General features: G+C 71.6%; 19 protein-coding genes. 8 read left to right on the top strand and 11 right to left on the bottom strand.

What is annotated here, in order from left to right; translation table 11 throughout:
* Window positions 1–6: 6 nt before the first annotated feature.
* From ACZ6N8_RS05815 to ACZ6N8_RS05785, 7 genes are all read right to left on the bottom strand, one after another.
* Window positions 7–627: a DedA family protein gene (locus tag ACZ6N8_RS05815; RefSeq protein ID WP_466007841.1), complete on the bottom strand. Its 621-nt coding sequence runs from the start codon at window positions 625–627 to the stop codon at window positions 7–9.
* Between the two features lie 64 nt (window positions 628–691).
* Window positions 692–1954: an adenylosuccinate synthetase gene (locus ACZ6N8_RS05810; RefSeq protein WP_466007839.1), complete on the bottom strand. Its 1263-nt coding sequence runs from the start codon at window positions 1952–1954 to the stop codon at window positions 692–694.
* Entirely contained in the window at window positions 1951–2910 is a 960-nt protein-coding gene (locus ACZ6N8_RS05805; RefSeq protein ID WP_466007838.1) for a hypothetical protein, read from the bottom strand. Before ACZ6N8_RS05805 ends, ACZ6N8_RS05810 begins: the two co-directional genes overlap by 4 nt.
* Window positions 2911–2919: 9 nt before the next feature.
* On the bottom strand, window positions 2920–3891 hold the full coding sequence (locus ACZ6N8_RS05800) for a serine/threonine-protein kinase (RefSeq protein WP_466007836.1): 972 nt from the start codon (window positions 3889–3891) through the stop codon (window positions 2920–2922).
* Window positions 3888–4640, bottom strand: a complete 753-nt coding sequence (locus tag ACZ6N8_RS05795) for an NUDIX hydrolase (RefSeq protein ID WP_466007834.1) — start codon at window positions 4638–4640, stop codon at window positions 3888–3890. Before ACZ6N8_RS05795 ends, ACZ6N8_RS05800 begins: the two co-directional genes overlap by 4 nt.
* 81 nt (window positions 4641–4721) lie before the next feature.
* Complete coding sequence (locus tag ACZ6N8_RS05790) at window positions 4722–5537, bottom strand: MaoC/PaaZ C-terminal domain-containing protein (RefSeq protein WP_466008320.1); 816 nt, start codon at window positions 5535–5537, stop codon at window positions 4722–4724.
* Window positions 5538–5668: 131 nt separating this feature from the next.
* The gene (locus ACZ6N8_RS05785; protein WP_466007833.1) at window positions 5669–7036 is read right to left on the bottom strand and encodes a 3-oxoacyl-ACP reductase; all 1368 of its coding nucleotides are present in this window, start codon (window positions 7034–7036) and stop codon (window positions 5669–5671) included.
* A gap of 56 nt (window positions 7037–7092) precedes the next feature.
* On the opposite strand from ACZ6N8_RS05785, the gene ACZ6N8_RS05780 reads away from it, so the two are divergent.
* Entirely contained in the window at window positions 7093–8385 is a 1293-nt protein-coding gene (locus ACZ6N8_RS05780) for an acetyl-CoA C-acetyltransferase (RefSeq protein WP_466007831.1), read from the top strand.
* A gap of 67 nt (window positions 8386–8452) precedes the next feature.
* Here the strand turns inward: ACZ6N8_RS05780 and ACZ6N8_RS05775 are convergent, their stop codons facing one another.
* On the bottom strand, window positions 8453–10789 hold the full coding sequence (locus ACZ6N8_RS05775) for a PKD domain-containing protein (protein WP_466007829.1): 2337 nt from the start codon (window positions 10787–10789) through the stop codon (window positions 8453–8455).
* A gap of 283 nt (window positions 10790–11072) precedes the next feature.
* Here ACZ6N8_RS05775 and ACZ6N8_RS05770 point away from each other — a divergent pair, with 283 nt between their 5' ends.
* Window positions 11073–12050, top strand: a complete 978-nt coding sequence (locus ACZ6N8_RS05770; protein ID WP_466007827.1) for a glycosyltransferase family 2 protein — start codon at window positions 11073–11075, stop codon at window positions 12048–12050.
* Window positions 12043–14391, top strand: a complete 2349-nt coding sequence (locus ACZ6N8_RS05765; RefSeq protein WP_466007825.1) for a hypothetical protein — start codon at window positions 12043–12045, stop codon at window positions 14389–14391. Before ACZ6N8_RS05770 ends, ACZ6N8_RS05765 begins: the two co-directional genes overlap by 8 nt.
* Window positions 14392–14456: 65 nt before the next feature.
* On the opposite strand, the gene ACZ6N8_RS05760 is transcribed toward ACZ6N8_RS05765, so the two are convergent.
* Window positions 14457–16766, bottom strand: coding sequence for a PKD domain-containing protein (locus tag ACZ6N8_RS05760; protein ID WP_466007823.1), 2310 nt, complete (start codon window positions 16764–16766; stop codon window positions 14457–14459).
* A gap of 173 nt (window positions 16767–16939) precedes the next feature.
* Between ACZ6N8_RS05760 and purB the strand changes: the two genes are divergently transcribed.
* A complete protein-coding gene (gene purB / locus ACZ6N8_RS05755) occupies window positions 16940–18364 on the top strand; it encodes an adenylosuccinate lyase (protein ID WP_466007822.1) in 1425 nt (474 codons plus the stop codon).
* A gap of 11 nt (window positions 18365–18375) precedes the next feature.
* Here purB and ACZ6N8_RS05750 read toward each other — a convergent pair whose 3' ends face one another.
* On the bottom strand, window positions 18376–18939 hold the full coding sequence (locus tag ACZ6N8_RS05750; RefSeq protein WP_364369697.1) for a YbjQ family protein: 564 nt from the start codon (window positions 18937–18939) through the stop codon (window positions 18376–18378).
* 24 nt (window positions 18940–18963) lie between these two features.
* Window positions 18964–19647 (bottom strand): S1 family peptidase, encoded by a 684-nt coding sequence (locus tag ACZ6N8_RS05745; RefSeq protein ID WP_387116812.1) that lies wholly within the window; start codon window positions 19645–19647, stop codon window positions 18964–18966.
* A gap of 357 nt (window positions 19648–20004) precedes the next feature.
* Here ACZ6N8_RS05745 and purS point away from each other — a divergent pair, with 357 nt between their 5' ends.
* The 4 genes from purS (at window position 20005) to ACZ6N8_RS05725 (ending at window position 24433) form a co-directional block, all read left to right on the top strand.
* Entirely contained in the window at window positions 20005–20268 is a 264-nt protein-coding gene (purS, locus tag ACZ6N8_RS05740; RefSeq protein WP_030332194.1) for a phosphoribosylformylglycinamidine synthase subunit PurS, read from the top strand.
* Entirely contained in the window at window positions 20265–20948 is a 684-nt protein-coding gene (gene purQ, locus ACZ6N8_RS05735; RefSeq protein ID WP_387116809.1) for a phosphoribosylformylglycinamidine synthase subunit PurQ, read from the top strand. The genes purS and purQ overlap by 4 nt, the downstream gene beginning before the upstream one ends.
* Window positions 20949–21015: 67 nt before the next feature.
* On the top strand, window positions 21016–23673 hold the full coding sequence (purL, locus tag ACZ6N8_RS05730) for a phosphoribosylformylglycinamidine synthase subunit PurL (protein ID WP_466007820.1): 2658 nt from the start codon (window positions 21016–21018) through the stop codon (window positions 23671–23673).
* Window positions 23642–24433, top strand: a complete 792-nt coding sequence (locus ACZ6N8_RS05725) for a 2-phosphosulfolactate phosphatase (RefSeq protein ID WP_466007818.1) — start codon at window positions 23642–23644, stop codon at window positions 24431–24433. Before purL ends, ACZ6N8_RS05725 begins: the two co-directional genes overlap by 32 nt.
* Window positions 24434–24486: the final 53 nt, after the last annotated feature.

The raw sequence follows: 24486 nt of genomic DNA, 5'->3' as shown, positions 1-24486 counted from the left end.
TGCCCGTCAACGTCGGGCGGCGGCGCGGCGGTGTGCCCTGCGGCGCAGCCACCGGATCCCCTCCAAAGCGAACGTGACGACCACCGACAGCCCCACGCCGACCAGCACGCCTTTCACCGGGTCGCGTTCGAAGGCCAGTCCACCGAAGTAGCCGAGCAGCCCGCAGTACAGCGCCCAGGTGACCGCCCCGATGCTGTCGTACAGCAGGAACGACCGGCGGGGATAGCGCACAGCGCCCATGGTGAGGGTGACGGCGGTCCGGCCACCCGGCACGTACCGGCTGGTGGTCAGGATGATTCCGCCGCGCCGGTCCACGGCCCGGCGGGCCCACTCGGAGCTGGCCCGCCGGCGGCTGCCGTCGGGGAGGCGGGCCAGCCGGTGCGCGCCGCCGCCCCGACCGATGGCGTACGAAATGTGGTCGCCGACCAGCGCGCCGATGGCGGCGCTCACGATCACCAGGGTCAGGCGGGGGTGTCCGTCGCTCGCCGCGAGCACCCCTGCGGTGATCACCGCTGCCTCGCCCGGCACCGCCGGGAAGAACGCGTCGACCGCGGTGAGCCCGAAGATCACCAGGTACACCCAGGGTGACGTGACGGTCCCACGCAGGAGGTCGAGCAGGGCGTCCATGCACCAATGCTCGCCGGGCGTGCGCCGCTCGGTGGCCGAGTCGCCGGATCGCCCTCTCCGGACGTCAGGCCGAGCACACCAGGGCCGGTGCGGCGAGCAGCGGACCGAGCGGGGTCTTGTCGTCGGCGGTGGGGCCTCGCGACGTGAGCACCACTGGTGCGCCAAGCTCCGCGCGTACCGCCTCCGCCCAGTCGGCCGGCGGACCGTCGTAGACCGGCCGGGACCGCAGCAGGTGAGCGGTGAGCGCGGCCTGTCGGTCCAGGTCACCGGGTGGGCCCGGGGTGAGCCGGTCAGTGGTGTCGTAGCGGCGGCAGATCCGCAGCTGGGGGCCGGCGAGATCGAGGTGGGTCAGCGCCAGGCCGTCGACCCCCCCGGCCGCGTCGAGGGCGTACCTGTGGGCGACCGCGTCGAAGTGGCCGAACCGGAACCGGCCCTGCCACGGGTTCGTCGGGTTGTGCGGGTCGGCGAAGGGCAGCGCCGGGTCCTCGGTCACCAGCGGGCCGGGCCCGTGCCGGGTGGTGACCACCCGGAGCACCCCGATCCGGGTCACGTCGCCGGGGCGGCCCGCCTCGGCGAGCAGGCTGTCGGCGTTGGCGAACGTCGTGGTGCTCCACGTCGTGTACGGGTGGAAGCCGTGCCACTCGTCCAGCAGCACCCCCTGCGCGCCCTCGAAGACGCACGTCCCGGCGCGCAGCGCCCCCGCGAGCCAACTGCCGTCGACGATCGCGACCCGCCCGGCGAACCCGCTGAACGCGGGCAGGCAGTCCTCGACCGGCGGCGCGTCCAGCCTGCCGAGTTCGGCGGTCAGCCGATCCCGCAGGGCGGTCAACCTGCGGCGCAGCAGCGCCGGGCGGTGGCAGTCGGCGACCCGGGGCGCCTCGTCGGGGTGGGCGAGACCGTACGCGACGGCCTCGCCCACCCCCAGCCCGCAGGAGCCGTGCCGGTCGGCTCCCCGGGCGATCTCCCGGGCCTGGTTGGCGGCCCGGTGGTACGGGGTGGCGAGCAGCGCGTCCCCGTCGACGGTCAGCCGGTCCAGTGCGTCGGGCACCCCGAGCGTGGCGAGATGGTCGGCCTCGGCGGCCAGCGCCAGCGGGTCCACCACCACGTGCCGCGACAGGTGCGTACGCACACCCGGGTGGAACGTGCCCGCCCCGAACTGCGCGAACGTGTGGTGCCGCCCGTCGCGCCCGACGACGTTGTGCGCCGCCTGCGCGCCCCCGTTGAAGCGGACCACCGTGTGCACCGGGCGGGTGGCGCAGAGCCAGTCCACGACAGTGCCCTTGCCGGCGTCGCCGTAGCCGAGGTCGACCACCGCCACGTGCCTCACAGTCGGGTCACCCCACCTGCCGTGTCGCGGAACGCCGGCAGCGTCGACACCTCGGCCCGCCGCCCCCGGCCGAGGCGGGCCAGGGCCTTGGAGACGGTCCCGGTGGCACCGGAGCCGGCGCGGTCCAGGTGGCGGAGTCCCTCGTCGAGGTCGATCGCCTGCTCGCCGAGGCCGATGGTGAGCGCGATGGTCTCGCAGACCGCGTCGAGGTCGTCGAGCACGACGGCGTTCTGCCCGAGCAGGTTCCGCCAGAAGTCCAGCACCTTGGCGTTGCCGGAGTAGTGGCTGCCGGCGGGGAGCAGGTAGTAGGTGTCCCAGCGGCGGGTCACCTCGTCCACGACCTGCCGCAGCGGCAGGTCCTCGGCCAGCTCGTCGCCGATCAGGCCGGTCACCTCCCGCGCCTTGACCTGCGGGTACGCCAGCTCGTCGCCGATGATGAACAGGTAGCCGCGCCGGCCGCGCTTCTCCCAGTTGTCGGTGGTGGTGTGCCGGGCCATGAAGTACATGGCCAGCTCGTACGACTCGGTCATCTGCCCACCGCCACCGCCTTCGAGGACGATCCGGCCGAGGTCGTCGTCCATCCGGTTGTCCGACTCGAACTGGCCCACCTGCAACGGCACCCGGTCGCAGGTGGCGTCGCCGATCGCGCCGAACATGATCTGCGGGTCGCTGGCGTAGCCCTGCCGTTGCAGCAGCCCGAGCAGCTGCGGCAGCTTGGTCTGCAGGACACGCGGCACCGTGCGCATCGAGCCGGTCACGTCGAAGAGCACCGCGACGGGCGTCGAGCGGGGGTGCTCGTCCGAGTCGCGGCTCTCGCGTGTCGCGTCACGGGGGTCGAGCGCGGGGTGCACGGTGCGCGCCCCGCTGTCGCTGTAGGAGAACGCGCTCCGGCCGGTCCTGCGCCGGTAGCGGTCGGCGGCGTCGTACACGTCGGTGGACCAGGTTCCACTGCCCATGACAGCTCCTCAGGGGGTAAGGGTGAAGGGTCGGAAGGTGCGTGGCCCGTAGAGCCGGTCCAGCACCTGGTCGAGTTCGCGTAGCAGCCGCCAGGCGTCGTCGGGCCGGTCGGAGAGGAAGCGGTGACGGCAGCCCTGGGCGAAGGTGAGCAGCTCGCGCGGCGCGTGGCGGTTCAGCAGCGAGGTCATGCAGCGGGTTGCCATCCAGATGTCGGTGCCCGGCCCGCACCGCCGCTTCTGGAAGACCTCCGGCGGATACCAGTCCTGGTGGCCGGGCACCATCGCCGGGATCGTGCCACCGATCGGGGCGGAGAAGCACCAGTCGACGAGCACGACGCCATGGGCGTCCGGCTCGATCAGCACGTGTGGTGGCAGGACCGCGCCGTGCACCACGCCCGCCCGGTGGGCCAGGCCGAGCGCCACCAGCAGCCGCCGCCACATCCAGGCCACGTCCCGGGCGTCCAACCCGTCGGGGTACGCGCGCCGCACCTCGGTCAGGTCGTGCAGGCCGGGCGCGGTGGCGAGCACGGTGATCCGCCGTTCGGCACCGGTCGAGGTGTCGCGGTGCGGAAACTCGTCGACGAGCCGGGGGACGTACGGCAGGTAACGCGGGTCGCCATGCTCGGCGATGGTGCGCAGGGCGTGCGCCTCGCGGGCCATCAGGTCGTTGTCGCTGGGTCGTCGGGGCAGCTTGAGGAGCCGGTCGTCGCCCACGTCGTAGAGGTCGGCCAGGTCACCCGAGTGGGCCGGCGCGCGGAGGCGGTAGTCGCCGAGGACTGTGACCTGCCGGGCCTGCCACCTGGTGGTGACGTGGACGAACGCGTCGGTGGCCTCGGCGCGTACCGCAGGGTCGGCCGGCAGGCGGTCGGGGTGCAGGGCCGCGACCAGCTCGCGGTAGCGGCGGGCCGGGTGGTCCGTGCCGAACAGGTCGGTGTCGGTGCGGGCGGCCGTGACCAGGCCGATGGCCTCGGCGGTTCTCATCGCACGGTCTCCTCGCGGGCGGGGCGCAGCAGCGCCGGGTGCAGCAGCCGGGCGTCGCCGGCCCGGTAGAGCCGGGCGCGGGGGCCGCCCCGCGCGCCGCCGCGTTCGGTGCTGGCGCCTGTGCTCTCCACGAAACCGGGGACGGAGAGCACCTTGCGGTGGAAGTTGCCGGCGTGCAGCGGGTGACCCCAGACCGTCTCGTAGACGGCGCGTAGCTCGCTGATGGTGAACTCGGTGGCGAGGAAGCGCGTGGCCAGCGGCGTGTACTCCAGCTTGGACCGGGCGCGCTCCAGCGCGTCGTCGATGATCCGGCCGTGGTCGAAGGCGAGCTGCCGGCTGGTCAACGCGGTCACCGGCAGCCAGATCGCCTCGTCGGCGTCGGTGCCGGCGACCGGGTCCGGCAGGTCCGGGGCGAACGCGAGGTGGGCGACCGAGACGACGCGCATCCGCGGGTCACGGTCGGGATCGCCGTAGCTGCCCAACTGCTCCAGGTGTACGCGGCGCAGCCCCTCGCCGCCGAGCCCGGTCTCCTCGGCCAGCTCCCGTCGGGCGCCGGCGCTCAGGTCCTCGTCGGGTTGGACGAAGCCGCCGGGCAACGCCCAGTGGCCCTCGAAGGGTGCCTGGCCGCGCCGGATCAGCAGCAGGTGCAGCGCGTCGTCGCGGATGGTCAGCGCCACCACGTCGACTGTCACGGCGACCGACGGGTAGGCCCGGGGGTCGTACGCCTCCAGGAACTCCTGCTCGTTCATCCCGTCACCCTCACTCTGAGAACATCTCTATGTGAGAACAACCTAACGTATGACGGTCTCCCTGCCAAGCCCGAGATCGCGTCAGCGCAGAAGACCCGCCAGATGCGGTCGACCGCGCGAGTCGTGCAGGGCGAACCCGCCGTCCGGCAGGAGGGCGAAGCTCACAGTGCTCGGCAGGGACACCGGCAACTTGAAGGCGACCTCGACCGTGTAGGCGTCCGGCAGCCGGCTCTCCATCGCGGCCAGGCAGCGCGCCTTGCTCCACATGCCGTGCGCGATCGGCCGGCGGAACCCGAACAGCCGCGCCCCGAGCCGGGACGTGTGGATCGGGTTGTGGTCCCCGGACACCCGCGCATACCCCGTGCCGACGCCGGGCTCCACCCGCCAACGGGCCGACGCGGCTGGTGCCTCGGGACGCTCACCCCGCGCACCGCCACCGGACGTGCGTTCCCGACCCAGGTACGTCGAGACGCCGCGCCAGACCTCCTCCCCGTCGACCGAGCCGACAAGCACCACGTCCACCTGCCGGCCCCGGTCGTGCGGACGCAGGTCCTGCGCGTACGTGGTGAAGTCGACAGGCTCGTCAGCGGTGATCGGGCGGTGCACGGTGATCCGGTTGCCGATGTGCACCAGGCCGATCAGCGGGAAGGGGAACTCCGGCGCGGTCATCAGACGCAGCGCCAGCGGAAAGCCCATGACGTGCGGATACGTGGCAGGCAGTCGATCGGTGAGACGGAACCCGCAGACGCGGTCGTAGTCGGCCAGGTGCGCCCGGTCGACTGTCACCCCGCCGGCGGCCAACTCGACAGCCGGCAGGTCGGTCCCGCGCCGGCCGCCGCCGAGGCCCGGCAGCGCACCGAGCACGGCCCGCCGGTACAGCGGGCCGGCCGCCGGCATCCGGGGCAGCTCCACCAGAGTGCGGCCGCCCGACTCCGGACGCCGTGCCGCGGCCTGGGTCCGCGCCGACAGCGTCTCCGTCGGGCCGTCGATCAGCTCGTGCAGTGAGAGTTCGTCGTCCGCGCCGCCCATCACGCCCCCAGCAGGCTCTGGCCGCAGACCCGGACCACGTTGCCGCTGACCGCGCCGGACGCCGGCCAGGCCAGCCAGCTGATCGTCTCGGCCACATCCACCGGCAGACCGCCCTGCGACAGGCTGTTCATCCGCCGGCCCGCCTCCCGGACCACGAGCGGGATGCGCGCGGTCAGCCGGGTCTCGATGAAGCCGGGGGCCACCGCGTTGACGCTGATTCCCCGCTCCCGCAGGGTCGGGGCGAGCGAGTCGACGAGCCCGATGACGCCGGCCTTGCTTGTGGCGTAGTTGGTCTGCCCCCGGTTGCCGGCGATCCCGGCGATCGAGGAGACCGCCACGATCCGCCCGCCGGTCGGAATCAGCCCCCGTTCCAGCAGTACGTCGTTGATCCGCTCCTGGCTGGAGAGGTTGACGTCGATCACCTGATCCCACCTGTCGGCGTCCATCCGGCCGAGCGTCTTGTCCCTGGTGATTCCGGCGTTGTGCACCACCACGTCGACCCGGCCGTGCCGGCTGGCCAGGTGGTCGGCGAGCCGGGTGGGCGCGTCCGGTGCGGTCAGGTCGAGCTGCACGGCGGTTCCGCCGATCTCGTTCGCCACCGCCGCGAGGGCGTCACCCGCGGCCGGGATGTCCAGGGCCATCACCTGCGCGCCGTCGCGGGCAAGCACCTTCGCAAGCGCCGCGCCGATGCCCCGGGCCGCGCCGGTGACCAGCACGACCTGCCCGTCCAGCGGGCGATCCCAGTCCGCCGGGGCGCTCGCCTCGCCGGCGCCGACCCGGACGACCTGGCCCGAGACGTACGCGGACCGGCCGGACAGGAGGAACCGCACCGTCGATTCGAGGCTCGTTCGGGTGCCGGCGGCGCTGGCGTCACGGGTCACGTAGACGAGCTGCGCCGTGGTGCCCCGGCCGAACTCCTTGCCGATGCTGCGCACCAACCCCTCCAGGGCGCGCTGCGCGGTCGCCTCGCGAGGTGTCGGGCACTCGCCCGGCGGGGTACCCAGCACGATCACCCGGCCGCTGGGCAGCACGGCGCGGGCCTGCGGGTGGAAGAAGTCGTAGAGCTGGCGCAGGCCGCTCGAATCGGTGATCCCGGTGGCGTCGAACAGCAGCGCACCGTACCGCTGCGGGGTGTCGGTCTGCGGCTCGGCGGCCGGGTCGGCCAGCTCGACCCCGGCGGCGGTCAGGATCTCCGCGACCGGCTCGGCGAGCCGGCCGCCGGTGGCCGCGCCGAGCAGGGCCGGCCCGGTCAGCAGCGGGTCGCCGGGGTGGTGCCGGCGCAGTCGGGGCGGGTCGGGAAGCCCGAGGCGCTTGACCAGCGTGCGGCCGGCGGCCGATTGGACGAAGCTCGCGTACCTGTCGGTCATGGGCGTAGCCTACTGGCGAGTAGGGTTGGTGCAACACATCTCGGAGGAGGCGGATCGTGCAGAGCATCCGGCGGGTCGCGGTCATCGGGGGCAACCGCATCCCCTTCGCCCGTTCGAACTCCCGCTACGCGGACGCGTCAAACGCCGACCTGCTCGGCGCCGCGCTGGACGGTCTCATCGCCAGGTACGGGCTGGCCGGGCAGCGGGTCGGCGAGGTGGTCACCGGCGCCGTGCTCAAGCACTCCCGTGACTTCAACCTCACCCGCGAGGTCGTCCTCGGGTCGCGGCTCGACCCGCACACCCCCGCGTACGACATCCAGCAGGCCTGCGGCACCGGCCTGGAAGCCACGATCCTGGTCGCCAACAAGATCGCCCTCGGGCAGCTCGACGTGGGCATCGCCGGCGGTGTCGACACCACCTCCGACGCGCCCCTCGCCGTCAACGAGGACATGCGCCGTACGCTGCTCAAACTCAACTCCGCCCGCACCCTCGGCGAACGGCTGAAGATCGCCGCGAAGCTGCGCCCGCTCCAGCCGTTCAAGCCGGACATCCCCCGCAACGCCGAACCGCGTACCGGCCTGTCCATGGGGGACCACGCCGCCCAGACCGCCATGCGCTGGCAGATCGACAGGCGCTCCCAGGACGAGCTGGCGTTGCGGTCGCACCAGCGGCTCGCCGCCGCGTACGACAGGGGCTTCTTCGACGACCTCATGACGCCCTACCTGGGGCTCACCCGCGACCAGAACCTCCGCCCGGACACCAGCGTGGAGAAGCTCGGCTCGCTCAAGCCGGTCTTCGGCACCCGGGGCCCGGACGCCGAGCACGCCACCATGACCGCCGGTAACTCGTCCCCACTCACCGACGGCGCCTCGACGGTGCTGCTGGCCAGCGAGGAATGGGCGGCGGCGCACAACCTGCCGGTGCTGGCCTGGTTCAGCTGGTCGGAAACCGCGGCAGTGGACTTCGTGCACGGCGACGAGGGGCTGCTGATGGCCCCCGCGTACGCGGTGCCCCGGATGCTGACCCGGGCCGGGCTCACGTTGCAGGACTTCGACTACTACGAGATCCACGAGGCGTTCGCGTCGCAGGTGTTGGCCACCCTCGCCGCCTGGGAGTCGCCGGAGTTCTGCAAGGACCGGCTCGGCCTGGACGCCCCGCTCGGCGCGATCGACACCGACCGGCTGAACGTCAACGGCTCGTCGCTGGCCGCCGGCCACCCCTTCGCCGCCACCGGCGGCCGGATCGTGGCCACGCTGGCGAAGCTGCTGGCCGAGAAGGGCAGCGGACGAGGCCTTATCTCCATCTGCGCCGCAGGCGGCCAGGGCGTGACGGCGATCCTGGAGCGCTGAGCAGAGGGCTGTGAACGACGACGCCCGCCGGACCTGAGGGTCTGGCGGGCGTCGATCGTTGAGCGGCTCAGCCGAGGGTGAACTTCTCCCAGGTGCTGATGGCCGGACCGTTGGCGATCAGGGGCTTGGAGCCGGCGCCGTCGGCGCTGACGAACTTGCCGTTGATGGCGGCTCTGAGGCTGATCGTGCCGTCGCTGCTGCGGATGATGTCGAAGCGTTCCCAGGTGCTGACCGTCGGGGCGTTGGCGATGAGCGGCTTGGAGCCGGCCCCGTCGGCGCTGACGAACTTGTTGTTGACGCGGGCGAGGAGGCCGACCTGGCCGTTGCCGAGCTCCACCACGTCGAACCGCTCCCACAGGCTCGCCGTCGGGGCGGAGGCGATCAGCGGCTTGGCGCCGGCGCCGTCGGCGCTGACGTAGCGGCCGTTGACCTTTGCCTTCAGGGCCGTGTTCGCCTCCGGGGGGTTCACCTGGAGGAACTTCTCCCAGTTGCTGATGGTGGAGCTGCTGGCGCTCATCGCGACGGTGCCGCTGGGGTCAGCGGTGACGTACTTCGCCGTGATGGGGGCCTGGAAGCTGACGGTGCTGTCGCTGTTGCGGATCATCGTGAACGCCTCTCGCGTGTCCACGAGAATGCTCGTCGCGGTCAACGTGGAGTTGTCGAACTCCGAGATGGCGACGTAGCGCCCAACCGCCCGGGAGAAGAGGGCGACCTTGCCGTTGCCCGCGTCCGCCAGGTCGAACTGCGCGGTCGCGCCCGGCTCGGTCTGATTCGGCTGGAGGCCGGAACCGGTCTCGTAGCTGACGTAGCGGCGGTTGGACAGGGCGCGCAGCGCCAACGTGCCCGTCTGTTGCAACACGCTGACCTGCTCGGTACGAGTCGTCGACCGGCCGTCGGTGCCGATGATTTTGATGCTGAGGGTGTAGCGGCCGGGACGCGTGTAGGTGTGCGAGGCGATCGGGCCGGCCTGGGTGACCACGCTGTTGTCGCCGAACCCGAACTCGTAGGAGGCGATCGGGGCCAGGCCGGGGGTGGAGGCGGACGCGTCCACGGTCACCGACCGCGCCTCCAGGTTGAGGCCGACGTTGAACAGCACCACGGGGGTGCGGATGGTCTCCACGGCACCGCGGTCGGCGTACGTGACCGGGCCGGCGCCGGTGTTCGGCACTGTCGGGTCGTCGATCCGTTGCTGGCCGGTGCGGTCGAGGTCCTGGTAGCCGGGGGCTGCGGAGTTCGCCGAGTCGTAGCTGTCCGGGGCCTGTCCGGTCTCCCGGTCGTGTGCGGCCTGACCCGACGCCGCCCGGAAGGCCGCGAGGCCCATCCGGGTGTTCCAGGCGTAGATCTGCGGGGAGTCGTTGTAGTAGTGGTGGGCGTTGTTGTAGTCGACAACCGTCCTGCCGACTGCGCCGCCGTAGACGCCGATTTCGACGCCGTCGAGGAACGCCGGGTCGCAGTAGCCCTGGCTGAAGTAACCGTTCACCGCGAGCACGTTGTTCTGGACGGAGACGCCGGACGAGGCTCCGTCGACGCGGATGCCGTCGCGGCAGCGGTCCTTGATGGTGTTGTTGGCGATGGCCGTGTCGGTGGCACCGTTGTTGTGCACGCCGTGACCGGCGCCGCCGGTGATCAGGTTGTTGGCCACCACGGTGCCGGTCGCGTCCGGGCCGAGCGCGACGGCCGCGTCCGTGAAGCCGTGGACCTGGCCACCCACGTACGAGTTGCGCGGCCCGTCGATCCGGACGCCGACGGTGTGGTCGGCGGCGACGTAGCTGGCATCGCCCTGCACGGTCGTGCCCAGGATGTGGACGTCGCTGCTCGCCGCGTCCACGGCGACGCCGGCGGTGGAGGTATACCCGATGACTGTCGTATTCGACACGCTCGAACCGGTGACACCGGCGAACCGGATCACGGGGGAGTTCGTGGGTCTGTTCAGACCGTAGCCGCCACCGCGGATGGTGACGCCCGACGAGTTGTGGGCGTCCACGGTTGGCACGCCGGCTGACCCGAAGACGCGCATGTTCTGCAACACCACGTCGTGCTGGCCGTCGATGACGAAACCGGCCGTCGCGCCGGACAGGGTGGCCGAGTTGGAGTTGGAGTTGGCGTTGGTAGTGAACACGATCGGCTGTTGCGGGGTGCCGGACGCGGTGACGTTGACCCGCTCCATGTAGACGCCGCCACCGATGTCGACCGTCTGCCCGGCGGTGACGATCGCGGCGGCGGCTCCGATCGAGCAGAACGGCTGCGCCAGGGTGCCCGGGTACGAGTCGGAGCAGTTGGCGGGGGGATTCTGCCGGACGTACAGCGTCGTCGGTGTGTCGGCGTGGGCGGGCACTGTGGTGCCCACCAGTGCGCCGCCGGTCAGGACGATGGTCACGAGACCGGAGAAGAAGGATTTACGCATGCTGGCCCCGAAGAAAAGAAAGACCCGGCGACGCCGGAATCAGATGCGCCGATCCTGCCCTACTGGCAGGTGGCGGCGCTGACCGCACCGACAAAACGGCCATCGGGGAGGTTCCTGTCAGGGGCCTGGCCGGCCGCGGAAAAAGGTGGCAGCAGGCAGGCCGACATTCACGTCCTGTTCAACGGGTGGCCTACCGCTCGTGAGGTTGCCGGGTAACGGTGACCGTCCGCACCCGTGAACAAGGTGCGTTCGATGCCGCAGGCGTCCGGAACGGGGCCGGTAAGTGTTGGTGCTGTCTGTCGTCATTCCCATGTACAACGAGGCCGCTGTCATCCCGGCCCTGATCGCCCGGCTGCGGCCGGTGCTCGACGCGCTAGGCGTCGACTACGAGGTGGTGGCCGTCGACGACGGCAGCCGGGACGACACAGTCGCGGTGCTGCTCACCCATGTGCGGACTTGGCCGCAACTGCGCCTGGTCCGGTTGCGGCGCAACAGCGGACACCAGGCGGCGTTGACCGCGGGCCTGTACCGCTCCCGTGGACAATGGGTGGTCAGCCTGGACGCCGACCTGCAGGACCCGCCGGAGACGGTCGCCGAGATGCTGCGGGTGGCCCGCGAGCAGGGCGTCGACGTGGTGTACGGCGTACGTGCCGACCGCAGTTCAGACACCGCGTTCAAGCGACGCACCGCGCAGCTCTACTACCGGCTGATGCGTCGCGTCGTCGGTGCCGAGGTGCCCGCCCAGGCTGGTGACTTCCGGTTGATGAGCCGCGAGGTGATCGAGACCTTGCGTCAACTGCCCGAACGCACCCCGGTCTACCGGCTGCTGGTGCCCGCGCTCGGCTTCGCCAGCGCGGAGGTGCGCTACGTCCGGGAGACACGGGCGGCGGGCGAGACGAAGTACCCGCTGCCGCGGATGATCGCGCTCGCCTGGGACAGCGTCGCCAACTTCTCTGCCGCGCCGCTGCGCCTGGCCACCTGGCTCGGCGCGGTCAGCTTCCTGGCCTGTGTGGGCCTCATCGGGTTCGGCGTCGTGGCGTACCTGCGCGGTCTGACCATCCCGGGTTGGACGTCGACGTTCGTCGCGGTCCTGCTCCTCGGTGGCGTGCAGCTGGTCTGCCTGGGCCTGCTCGGCGAGTACGTCGGGCGGATCTACGCGACGGTGCAGGGCCGGCCGACGTACCACGTCGGCGCCGACTCGGCGGAGATCGAGCTGGGCTCGCCGATCGCCGTCACGCCTGTGGGCAGCGCCCGTGGCTGACTCGCTCGCGCTTGTGGAACCGGCCGCGCCCGTCCCCGCGACGCGGCCCGACCGGCGGCCCGCCCGGTCCGTCGGCTCCACTGTGGCCGCCGCCCTGCCGTGGGCTGTCCTGCTCGCCGCGCTGCCGGCCGCCTGGTGGTACACCGACGTGCCCGCCGGCGACGTGGTCCGCTACGCGGCGTACTGGTCGTTGGCAGTGCTGCTGCCCGGCACGTTGGTGCACCGGGCGGTACGCGGCGGTCGGGGCAACCTGCCGGAGGACCTGGGCTACGGCGCGGCTACAGGCCTTCTTCTCGAACTCGGCGCCTGGGTCGCCGCCGCCACCGCCGGCCAGCAGCACCTGCTGCGGTGGTGGCCGGTGCCCGTGGTGCTGGCCTTCGCAGTCGTTCCGCGGCTGCGCCGGCACTGGCGGGTCGGGCCCCGCCGGCCGCTCCCGCTCGCCTGGCACTTGTCGATCGTCGCGGTGCTGCTGCTGGTGCTGCTCTGGGCCGTCGCGCAGTGGCGTCTGGTGCCGCTGCCGCCGGTGAACCACACGTACTACCAGGATCTGCTGTACCACCTGTCGCTGGTGCAGGAGCTGACCCGGGATCTGCCGTTCCAACTGCCGCAGATGGCCGGTGAACCGCTGCGCTACCACTACCTGTCCGACGCGCACATGGCCGCCGGCAGCATGATCACCGGAATTCCGCCCGCGACGGTCCTGCTCCGGCTGTGGCTGGCGCCGGTCGCCATCATCACCGTGCTGGTCACCGCCGGGCTGGCCCGGGACCTGTCCGAACGCTGGTGGGCAGGACCGCTTGCGGGCGCGGCGGCGGGGCTCGGTATGCCGGTGGCCGTAAACTCGGCCATCGCGGACGGCGCGTTCGCCTTCTCCTTCTCCAGCCCGTCCCAGACGTACGTCCTGCCGCTGCTCGTGCTGCTCGGCGGCATCTGCGTCGACGCCGTACGCGGGCGACCGCTGGGTGTCGCCTGGGCGCTGCTGCCCGCCCTCGGGCTCGCCTGCGCCGGCTCGAAGTCCAGCGCGCTGCCGCCGCTGATCGCCGGCGTCGGTGTCGCCCTTGTCGCCACCTGGTGGCAGGGGCGGCGGGTGCCCTGGCCGGCGCTCGCCGCGCTGCTGTGTCTCGTGGCGTCGATGGGTGTCGGCTACCTGCTCTTCGCCGGGGGCGGGGCGGGCACCCTGAGCCCGCAGGCGTTCGCGTTCCTGCACGCCATGCCGCAGTACCGGGAGACAATCGGCGCGGGTGACGGGGTGCGCGGCGGCGGGCTGCTGCCGTTCGGTCTCGCCCGGGCGGGGGCCGCCGGATGGCTGCTGACCTTCGCCCTGCTCGGCTGGTGGCTGCTGGTGCAGCTGCCCCGGCTGATCGGCATGCTGATCCTCACCGGGCCGCGGCGCGCCGATCCGGCGCCCTGGCTGCTCTCCGGCGCGATCCTGGCCGGTGCGGGCGGCATCTGGACGCTGCACCATCCCTCGCTGAGCCAGGTCTACTTCTGGCTGGACGTGCTTCCGTTCGGCGCCGTGCTGACCGTGTGGCTGTTCACCATGCTCCGGCCGTCCTGGCCGGTGGCTGTGTGCGCCGCGCTGCTCGGCGTGGCGTCGTACCTCGTCGTACCCCTGATGGCCCGGCCGGCCGCGACCATGGCCGGCTGGGCGGGCATCCTCGGGCGTTCGTACCTGCGGCTCGCGGTCCTTCTCCTGCTGGCCGCGCTGATCGCGGTAGGTGTGCACGCCCTGCCGGGTCGCCGCCGTCGCCGGGACGACGGCGGGCGACGACGCCTCGTGGCAGTGGCGCTGGCCGGCATCACGGCGGCGCTGCTGGGCGCGAGCGTCGCGCGGGGGGTCGACGGCGCCGTCCGGTACGTCCAGGTCGCGCCGGGTCGACAGGCGTCGGTCGCGCAGCCGTCCACGGTGACGGCAGCGGAGATGCGGGCGGCGCTCTGGCTCGACGAGCACGCCGCGGACGACGACGTGGTGGCCACGAACGTGCACTGTCGGCCGGTACCGACGACCGCGCACTGCGACGCCCGCGCCTACTGGGTGACCGGGCTGGGCGGGCACCGGACGGTGATCGAGAGTTGGGGCTACACGGACGCCGCCCTCGCCGCGAACGGTCGGCGGGGCCTCGGCTACGTACGGCAGGACCCGCACGACCCGACCCGGTTCGCGGTGAACGAGCGGGTCTTCCGCACGCCCACCGTTGCCGACCTGGACCGGTTGCGCGCCGAGTACGGGGTGCGTTGGCTGTTCGCCGACACGCGGGCCGGCGAGGTGTCACAGGCGCTGGCCGGGCTGGCCCAGGTGCGTCTCGTCTCCGGCAGCGTCACGGTGTACGAGTTGCGCTGACCCCCTTCACACCGCGACGCCCGCCGGACCCGAAGGTCCGGCGGGCGTCGAACGGCGGGGACGACTCAGCCGAGGGTGAACTTCTCCCAGGTGCTGACTGCGGGGCCGTTGGCGATCAACGGCTTGCTGCCCGCGCCGTCGGCGCTGGCGTACTTGTTGTTGACGGTGGCCTTGAAACTCACCGTGCCGTCACTGTTGCGGACCATCGTGAACTGCTCCCACAGGCTGACCGTGGGACGGGTCGCGATCAGAGGCTTGCTGCCGGCGCCGTCGGCAGTGACGAAGCGCCTGTTGGCGCGGGCGAGCAGGGCGACCTGTCCGTTGCCGAGGTCGACGATGTCGAACCGCTCCCACGTGCTGGCGGTCGTCGAACTCGCGATCAGCGGCTTCGTCCCGGTGTTGTCGGACATCACGAACCGGCCGTTCACGCTGGCCTTCAGCGACCTGTTCGCGTCGGCGACCGGGACCTGGTGGAACTTCTCCCAGGTGCTGATCGCCGGACTGCTCGCCGACACCGTGAAGGAGCCGCTGGGGTCGGCGGTGACGTACAGGCCGTTGTTCGCCTTGAGACTGATCGTGCCGTCGGTGTTCCGGACGACAGTGAACTTCTCCGTCGTACCGACGACCTGGCTCTCGGCGTCCAGGTTCTCGTTTGCCGACTGCGTGACGTAGTGGCCGTTGGCCCGTGCGACCAGGGCGACCTGGCCGTTGCCGGCGTCCGCCAGGTCGTACTGCGCGGCGGCGGTCAAGCTGACCTGGTCCGGTCGCATGGGCACGGCGCCGACGTACCGGAGGTTGGACAGCGCGAGCAGACCCACGCTCGCGGTCCGTCGCAGCACGCTCACCTGCTCGGTGCTGCTGCCCTGCATCTCGTCCTCGCCGCGGACGAGGACGGTGACGTCGTAGGTGCCCGGGTTGGCGTACCTGTGCGTGGCGGTCGGGGTGGACTGGGTGACGACGTTTGTGCCGTCGCCGAAGTTGAACACGTACTCCCTGATCGGGACGAAGCCCGGCGTGGAGGCGGAGGCGTCCACGGTGACCGAGCTGGCGCCCAGGTCCAGGCTGACGTCGAACAACGCCCTCGGGGGTTTGACGCTCTCGATGATGCCCCGGTCGGCGTACGTGACCGGGCCGGCACCGGTGTTCGGCACAGCCGGGTCGTCACGGCGCGACTGGTTCTGGCTGTCGAGTTCCGGGAAGCCGGGTGCTGCCGAGTTCGCCGAGTCGATCCGGTCATTGGCGTTCGCCGTGTCCCGATCGTGCGCGGCCTGGCCGGACGCGGTGCGGAACTGGGCCAGGCCCATGACGGTCCCGTTCCAGGAGTAGTTCGTCGAGGACGGGGACATGCTGTGGTAGGTGTTGTTGTAGTCGACCACGGTGCTGGTCAGGGACTGGTCGTGGACGCCGATCTCGACCCCGCCGGTGAGCTGGGGGTCGCAGAAGCTCTGGCGGGACTGACCGTTGTTGCTGAACGTGTTGTTCTGCACGGAGACAGCGGAGGACGCCCCGTCGACCCGGACGCCGTCGACGCAGCGGTCCTTGATGGAGTTGTTGGTGATGGCCGTGTTGGCGGCCCCACGGTTGTGGATGCCGTGACCGGCCCCGCCCCTGACGTCGTTGTTGGCCAGCACAGTGCCGGAGGCGCCCGGTCCGACCTCAATGGCGGCGCCGGTGAAGCCGCCGACGACTGTGTCGAGGACGGAGGTGCGTGTTCCCTCGATCCGGATGCCCGTGCTGTGGTCGGCGCTGTCGTACTGCGATCCAGTGGCCACTGTCGCGCGTTCCACTGTCACGTCGGTGGACGTGGCGTCCACTGTGATTCCGTTGGTGAGCGCCGTTCCGGTGCCAAAGATGTCCCGCAGGCTGGCCATCGTCACCCCGGTGACCCGCACGACGGGGCCCGTCGCGGCGCTGGCCATCGTGTAGGTGCCACCCGCGACCTCGATGTTCGAGGAGTTGCGGATGTCCAGGACGGGCAGGTCGAGCGTCCCATTGACCTTGAAGCCCTGGAGGCCGATGTCGTGCTGACCGTCGATGACCAGGCCCGCGGTCGGCCCGACGAGCCGGACCGCGTTGCCGTTGGCGATGAAACCGATCGGGGCGTCGGGGGTCCCGGAGCGGGTGAAGGTGACACGCTCGGCATAGTCCCCGTCATATACCCGGACGTCCTGGCCGCTGGTGACCACGGCAGTGGCGGCACCGATCGTGCAGAACGGCGCGGTCGCGGAGCCGGGCCCCTGGTCGGAGCAGTTGGCGTCGGCTTTCTTGACGTAGAGGGTCGTGGGTTCGGCCGCCTGGGCGGGTGCGCCGGTGGCCAGCAGGGTGCCGCCGGTCACCGCGATCGCGGTGAGGCCGGCGAGGGATCTTCTACGCATGCATGCCCTCTGTCGAGAAGGTGGATTCGGCTTCGCCGGAGATCAGATGGAGACCATGATCCGATACCTGCTGGTAGCGCAACACCCCGGGCGACAAAAGGGCCAAGGCTCCCGCGAGCTCCCGTCGTGGCCTCCCGGCTGACCGGATCGCCGGGTAGGAGAGAATGAGGTACGTGACGACGATCCCCAACGTGCTCGCCAACAGGTACGCCTCGCCCGAGTTGGTCGCCCTCTGGTCGCCGGAGGAGAAGGTCCGGATGGAGCGGCGGCTCTGGCTCGCCGTGCTCCGCGCCCAGCGTGATCTGGGCGTACCGGTGCCGGACGGCGTGGTCGAGGCGTACGAGAGGGTGCTCGACCAGGTCGACCTCGCCTCGATCGCCCAGCGGGAGCGGGTCACCCGGCACGACGTGAAGGCCCGGATCGAGGAGTTCAGCGCGCTCGCCGGCTTCGAGCACGTGCACAAGGGGATGACCTCGCGGGACCTCACCGAGAACGTCGAGCAGCTCCAGGTGCGCGCCTCGCTGGAGCTGATCCGCGACCGGGTGGTGGCCACCCTGGCCCGGCTGGCCTGGCTGGCCCACGAGCACTCCGAGCTGGTGATGACCGGCCGCTCGCACAACGTGGCGGCGCAGGCCACCACGCTGGGCAAGCGCTTCGCGTCGGCGGCGGAGGAGCTGCTGATCGCGTACGAACGACTGGAGGAGCTGATCGCCCGCTACCCGCTGCGGGGGATCAAGGGCCCGGTCGGCACGTCCGCCGACCAGCTCGACCTCTTCGACGGCGACGCCGACAAGGTGGCCGACCTGGAGCGCCGGGTCGCCGAGCACCTGGGCTTCTCGCGGGTGCTGGACAGCGTGGGGCAGGTCTACCCGCGCTCGTTGGACTTCGACGTGCTTGCCGCGTTGGCGCAGGTCGCCGCCGCCCCGTCGTCGCTGGCCACCACGATCCGGCTGATGGTCGGCCAGGAACTGGTGACCGAGGGCTTCAAGCCGGGTCAGGTCGGCTCCAGCGCGATGCCGCACAAGATGAACACCCGCTCCTCGGAGCGCGTGAACGGCTTCGCCGTGATCATCCGGGGTTACCTGTCGATGGTCGGTGAGCTGGCCGGTGACCAGTGGAACGAGGGGGACGTGTCCTGCTCCGTGGTCCGGCGGGTGGCCCTGCCGGACGCGTTCTTCGCCGCCGACGGGCTGTTCCAGACGTTCCTCACGGTGCTCGACGAGTTCGGCGCGTACCCGGCGGTGATCAACCGGGAGCTGGAGCGGTTCCTGCCGTTCCTGGCCACCACGAAGATCCTGGTGGCGGCCGTCCGGCGGGGCGTCGGTCGGGAGGTCGCGCACGAGGTGATCAAGGAGCACGCGGTCGCCGTGGCGCTTGCCATGCGCGAGAAGGGTGCCCCGGAGAACGACCTGTTCGACCGGCTGGCGGCGGACGGCCGCCTCGGCCTGTCCCGCGCCGACATCGACACCCTGGTCGCCGACCGCACCGCCTTCGTCGGCACCGCGACGGCCCAGGTCCAGGCGGTGACCAGGCGTATCACCACGGTGGTGGAGGCCCACCCGCACGCCGCCACGTACTCCCCGCCCCCGATCCTGTAATCCCGCCGGGGTTACTCGCCGGTGGGGGTCTCGGCGGCGGTTCTCAGGTTGGGGGCGCTTGCGGGTTCGGCGATGCCGCCGAGAGACTCGGCGAAGGCCGGGTCGGTGGCGGTCTCCGCCGCCACCACCGGCTGGTCGGAGGGCATGACCTCGGGCATCTTGGGTACGGCGATCACCGCCGTGCCGTACGCGCAGATCTCCATCCACATCTCGCCGCAGTCCCGGCTGTCGAACCGCATGCCGATCACGGCGTTCGCGCCGAGCCGCAGGGCCTCCTCGCCGAGGCGGGACACCGAGTCGGTACGCCACCGGGTCAGGTTGTCAGGTGCCATCGGGTCGTACGCGCCACCGCGCAGGTTCTTGACACCTTCGCGGTACGGGTTGCGCGTCCTGGCCATCGATGACACCACCTCACCGAGGATCTGGCGGATCTCGTAGCCGGGCAGTTGATCCGTCGTCACGACCAGCACGGTTCCGATGCTGTCAGGAGCGGGGAGCCCCGATCGGGTGCATTGTTCACCTGATCGGATGCTGCAAAACAGCGCGGCGCGGACGGTCGGCACTCGGTCGACCATCCGAGCCGCGCGGGGCGCTAACCGTCAGACACCGGCAGTCGAGGAGATCCAGGCCCGGTTGTACGCAACGCTGCCGTAGTTCTGGATGCTCGACCCGTCCGCGGTGGAGGCGACGCCGACCTGCTGGCCGTTGTAGAACTGCGGTCCGCCGGAGTCACCGCGCCAGGCGTTGCCGTTGATCCGGGTGCTGCGGATCGCCTGCCCGCCGTACGCGTCGGTGGCGCTGTTGCTGGTGACCCGGACGGTAGCGGTCTTCAGCGTGGTGGACGCCGAGCAGCCGCTGTAGCAGGTCATGCCCCAGCCGTAGATCGAGTTGGTCGAGTTGATCGGCGGGTTGCTGCTGGCCAGGCTCACCGCCGAGGTGCTGACGGTGCTGGAGAGGCGCATGAGGGCCAGGTCGTTACGGGTGTAGGTGGCGCTGACCGTGCGGGTGACCCCGCCGGAGGTGCGGTTCACGCTTCCGACGCGTACCGACATGGTGCCGTTGATGCAGTGCCGGGCGGTGAGCACCCACTGCGGGGCGATCACGCTGCCGGAGCAGGTGAACGAGCCGTTGCTGAGCACCGCGGCGGCCCAGGGGGCCGACGAGACGGTGCCGCCGCCGATGATGGGTTGCGGGCCGGCCGGGGCGGCGACCGCTCCGGACGTGGCGCCGAGGACGCCGACCAGCGCGGTGCCGAGCACGGCGAGCAGGGGACGGATGCGCATCGGGTGGACTCCTTGGACGGGGCGGGCCCGGGGTCGCCGGGTGCCGGACGGCGACGACGGGAGGTCCCCGCCACCGCTCTGCATCGAGGTACGTCGATGTAGAGTAGGGTGGACGGCAGGCGTTATCAAGAATTCGATCGAGGGTAACCAATGTAACGATTCGGCCACCCTGAACGCCGTATATGCCCTGGTGGGACCGCGTGTCCTGACTGGCGGACCGTCCTGGGTACCCGTTATGTTGATCACCGTCTGAACTGCACCCGACCGGTGCGTCCGCGACGGAATCTGCCAGGTACGCTGGCTGCGCTCGCCCGTTGTGGGTCGGCACCCAACTGCGTACACAGTCAGGAGTGCCCAGTGCCTCGCGTCGTCGTCGACGTCATGCTCAAGCCCGAGATCCTCGATCCGCAGGGCCAGGCCGTCGCAAACGCGCTGCCCCGGCTCGGCGTCAGCGACGTCGCCTCGGTTCGGATCGGCAGGCGGATCGAGATCGAATTCACTGGTGAACCGGACCTGGACCGGGCCCGGGAGATCGCCGACAAGCTGCTCGCCAACCCGGTCATCGAGGACTTCACCGTCCGCCTGGTCGAGGCCGACGAGACCGCGGACGCCCGCTCGTGACCGCCCGGGTCGGTGTGGTCACCTTCCCTGGCTCGCTCGACGACGGGGACGCGGCCCGGGCCGTCCGGATCGCCGGCGCCGAGCCGGTCCGGCTCTGGCACGGTGACCCGGATCTGCACGGGGTCGACGCGGTGGTCCTGCCCGGCGGTTTCTCCTACGGCGACTACCTGCGCTGCGGCGCCATCGCCCGGTTCGCGCCGGTGATGGAGACGATCGTGGCCGCCGCCCAGGGTGGTCTGCCGGTGCTCGGCATCTGCAACGGCTTCCAGATCCTCTGCGAGGCGCACCTACTGCCGGGCGCGCTCACCCGCAACCAGCACCTGCACTTCCGCAACCGGGACCAGGTGCTGCGCATCGAGTCGGCGGGCACGGCGTGGACCAACACGTTCCAGCCCGGCCAGGAGGTGCTCGTCCCGGTGAAGAACGGCGAGGGCTGCTACGTCGCCGACGCCGCGACGCTGGACCAGCTCGAAGCCGAGGGCCGCGTGGTCGCCCGCTACGTCGGCGGCAACCCCAACGGGTCGCTGCGGGACATCGCCGCGATCACCAACTCCGCCGGCAACGTCGTCGGCATCATGCCGCACCCCGAGCACGCGGTGGAGGCGCTCACCGGCCCCTCGCTGGACGGCCTCGGCTTCTTCACCTCGGTCCTCAAGCATCTGGTGGGGACGCCGGCGTGACCGGCGGCACGATCATCGGTCTGCTCAACCGCATCTCTGGCGGGCACGAGCGCAGCGAGGAGAGGTCATGACCACCCATCCGGACCCGGTACGCGACACACCGGAGGCGTACTCCGCCCCGGCGCAGTCGGCCGAACCGATCCCGGCGCAGCCCGCCGCCCCGGCGGCCGCTCCGGCCCAGCCGGCGATCGCCGACTGGACCGACGGCGTGGACACCGTGCCGCGCGCGAAAGGCACCCCGGGCGAGCTTCAGCCGTACACCGAGCTGGGGCTCCGCGACGACGAGTACGACCGGATCCGGCAGATCCTCGGCCGCCGGCCCACCCAGTCCGAGCTGGCCATGTACTCGATCATGTGGAGTGAGCACTGCTCCTACAAGTCGAGCAAGGTGCACCTGCGGCAGTTCGGCGAGAAGGCCCCGCAGAGCGACAGGCTGCTCGCCGGCATCGGTGAGAACGCCGGTGTGGTGCAGGTGTCCGACGAGCTGGCGGTGACCTTCAAGGTCGAGTCGCACAACCACCCGAGCTTCGTCGAGCCGTACCAGGGCGCGGCGACAGGTGTCGGCGGCATCGTCCGGGACATCCTCGCCATGGGCGCCCGCCCGGTCGCCGTGATGGACCCGCTGCGCTTCGGTGCCGCGGACCACCCGGACACCGCCCGGGTGCTCACCGGCGTCGTCGCCGGCGTGGGCGGCTACGGCAACTGCCTGGGCCTGCCCAACATCGGTGGTGAGCTGGTCTTCGACCCCTCCTACCAGGGCAACCCGCTGCTCAACGCGCTCTGCCTCGGCGTCCTGCCGGTCGACCGACTGCAGAACAAGGCCGCCGCCGGCCCCGGCAACGTCGTGGTGCTGATGGGCGCCAAGACCGGCCGGGACGGCATCGGCGGTGTGTCGGTGCTGGCCAGCGCGACCTTCGACGAGGGCAGCGAGGCACGCCGCCCCGCCGTTCAGGTAGGCGACCCGTTCACCGAGAAGCTGCTGATCGAGGCGTGCCTGGAGCTGTACGACGGCCAGTTGGTGGTCGGCATCCAGGACCTCGGCGGCGCCGGGCTGACCTGTGCGCTCACCGAGACCGCCGCCGCTGCCGGCACCGGCATGCGGGTCTGGCTGGAGCGGGTGCCGCTGCGCGAGCCGTCGATGGACCCGCACGAGGTCCTGGCCAGCGAGTCGCAGGAGCGGATGCTGCTTGTCGTCGAGCCGGACAAGCTCGACGCGGTGCTCAAGACCTGCGAGAAGTGGGGCGTGCTCGCCACCGCGATCGGTGAGGTCACGGCGCCGGAACCGGACGGCCGCCCGGGTCGACTGCTGATCACCTGGCAGGACCACCTGGTCGTCGACGTGCCGCCGGGCTCACTTGTGGACGACGGCCCGGTGTACGCCCGCCCGATGCGGGAGCCGGCCGACCTGATCCTGCTCCAGGCCGACCGGGCCGAGACGCTGCCCCGCCCGGCCGACCCGGAGGCGCTGCGGGAGACCGTGCTGCGCATGATCGCGTCGCCTAACCTGGCCGACAAGACCTGGGTCACCGAGCAGTACGACCGTTACGTGCTGGGCAACACCGTGCTCGCGCAGCCGGAGGACGGCGGCGTGATCCGGATCGACGAGCGGACCGGGCTCGGCGTGGCGCTGTCGGTGGACGGCAACGGCCGGTACGCCCGGCTCGACCCGTACAACGGCACCAAGCTGGCCCTCGCCGAGGCGTACCGGAACGTGGCGGTGACCGGCGCGAAGCCGATCGCCGTGACCAACTGCCTCAACTTCGGCTCCCCGGAGGACCCGGGCGTCATGTGGCAGTTCGCCGAGGCCGTGCGCGGCCTGGCGGACGGCTGCCTGGAGCTGGGCATCCCGGTCACCGGCGGCAACGTCAGCTTCTACAACCAGACAGGCGCGGCGGCCATCCACCCGACTCCGGTGGTGGGCGTGCTGGGTGTGCTGGACAACGTCGCCGACCGGGTGCCGATGGGCTTCGTGCCGCGCGCCGGTGGCGACCACGACCAGCTCTACCTGCTCGGCGAGACGAATGTGGAGCTGTCCGGCTCGGAGTGGGCCTGGGTGACGCACGAGCACCTCGGCGGCATCCCGCCGCAGGTCGACCTCGCCCGGGAGAAGGCGCTCGCCGACCTGCTGGCCGAGGCGGCCCGGGTCGGTCACCTGGCCTCCGCGCACGACCTCTCCGACGGCGGTCTCGCCCAGAGCCTCGTCGAGTCCTGCCTGCGGCGCGGCGTCGGTGCGCGGGTCGCGGTGCCGGAGCGGTTCACCGAGGGCTCGATGCCGTTCGTCTACCTGTTCAGCGAGTCCGCCACGCGGGCGCTCGTGTCGGTGCCGCGCGGCCACGACAAGGCGTTCGCGGCGCTCTGCGCCGAGCGGGGCGTGCCGTTCGAGCTGATCGGCGTCACCGACCCGACCGGCGGTGCGCTCGAGGTGCACGGCCAGTTCCGGATCGGCCTGGACGAGCTGCGCGCCGCGCACACCGAGACGCTGCCGCGCCTCTTCGGGGGTACGGCTGCCGTTGAGGTGCCGGCGCCGGCCGCCGGTGTGGCGGGTGCCGTCGAGGGTGTGCCGCTGCCGGCCGCTCCGGCCGAGCCTGTCGACCCGGCCGAGGTGCTCTCCGAGCCGATCGCCTCCTCGGGGCCCTCCCCGGAGACCGGTGCCGTCGAGCCGATCGGGTCGGAGCAGTCCGAGTCGGACACCGGTGGCACCGAGCCGTCGCCTGACGAGCGCTGAGGCGTTGGCCGCTGCCGTCTACGGCCAACCCGGATCGGGTGCCCGGTTCGACTGGGGGTTGACCGGGGCGGCCGAACTCGGCCGGGTCTGCGCGGCGCTGGTGGTGGTGGACGTGCTGTCGTTCGCCACCGCCGTCGAGGTGGCGGTGGCCCGGGGCATGCGGGTGCACCCGTTTCCGTGGGGTGAGCAGGCCGCCGACTATGCGGTGCGGGTCGGCGCGGTGGCGGCGGTGGGCCGGCGACAGACGACAGCGGACCATCCGTGGTCGCTGTCGCCCGCCGCGCTGAGCGTTGCGCCGGTGGTGCCGGACCTCGTGCTGCCGTCGCCGAACGGCTCGGCCATCAGCGCCGCGGCAAGCGCCACAGGCCTGCCTGTGGTCGCGGGGTGCCTGCGTAACGCACGCGCCGTCGGGCGTTGGCTGAGCCGCCAGGGGTACGGGACGCTTGACGCCCCGATCGGCGTGATCGCCTCGGGCGAGCGGTGGCCGGACGGGTCGCTGCGCCCGTCGGTTGAGGATCTGCTCGGCGCGGCGAGTGTGCTCGACGCACTCTCCGGCGTACCGGACGGGCTCTCCGTGGAGGCGGCGATGGCGCTCGCCGCGCTGGCCAGCACCCCGGACGTGCCCGCCGCGGTCCGGGGCAGCGTCTCCGGCCGGGAGCTGACCGAGAGCGGCTTCGCCGAGGACGTCGAGGTCGCCGTCCGGGTGGGCGTGTCGAATGTCGTACCGGTGCTCCGTCAGGGTGTCTTCTCCGCCGCCTGACAGACGTGGCGTGCACTGCTCGCCACCTTCAGCACAGCGAAACGGCCACCCGG

Source organism: Micromonospora sp. NPDC047521, assembly GCF_055587305.1.
The sequence above is the reverse complement of the archived record's forward strand: the minus strand, read 5'-3'. Positions and strand labels throughout refer to the sequence as shown.

Coding starts and splice junctions, on each gene's coding strand:
- ACZ6N8_RS05800 (WP_466007836.1), bottom strand. CDS start 3,891: ATGAGAACCGCCGAGGCCATCGGCCTGGTCACGGCCGCCCGCACCGAC.
- ACZ6N8_RS05815 (WP_466007841.1), bottom strand. CDS start 627: ATGGACGCCCTGCTCGACCTCCTGCGTGGGACCGTCACGTCACCCTGG.
- purL (WP_466007820.1), top strand. CDS start 21,016: ATGACCACCCATCCGGACCCGGTACGCGACACACCGGAGGCGTACTCC.
- ACZ6N8_RS05790 (WP_466008320.1), bottom strand. CDS start 5,537: ATGCCGGCGGCCGGCCCGCTGTACCGGCGGGCCGTGCTCGGTGCGCTG.
- ACZ6N8_RS05750 (WP_364369697.1), bottom strand. CDS start 18,939: ATGGTCGACCGAGTGCCGACCGTCCGCGCCGCGCTGTTTTGCAGCATC.
- ACZ6N8_RS05805 (WP_466007838.1), bottom strand. CDS start 2,910: ATGGGCAGTGGAACCTGGTCCACCGACGTGTACGACGCCGCCGACCGC.
- ACZ6N8_RS05785 (WP_466007833.1), bottom strand. CDS start 7,036: ATGACCGACAGGTACGCGAGCTTCGTCCAATCGGCCGCCGGCCGCACG.
- ACZ6N8_RS05795 (WP_466007834.1), bottom strand. CDS start 4,640: ATGAACGAGCAGGAGTTCCTGGAGGCGTACGACCCCCGGGCCTACCCG.
- ACZ6N8_RS05775 (WP_466007829.1), bottom strand. CDS start 10,789: ATGCGTAAATCCTTCTTCTCCGGTCTCGTGACCATCGTCCTGACCGGC.
- ACZ6N8_RS05760 (WP_466007823.1), bottom strand. CDS start 16,766: ATGCGTAGAAGATCCCTCGCCGGCCTCACCGCGATCGCGGTGACCGGC.
- ACZ6N8_RS05745 (WP_387116812.1), bottom strand. CDS start 19,647: ATGCGCATCCGTCCCCTGCTCGCCGTGCTCGGCACCGCGCTGGTCGGC.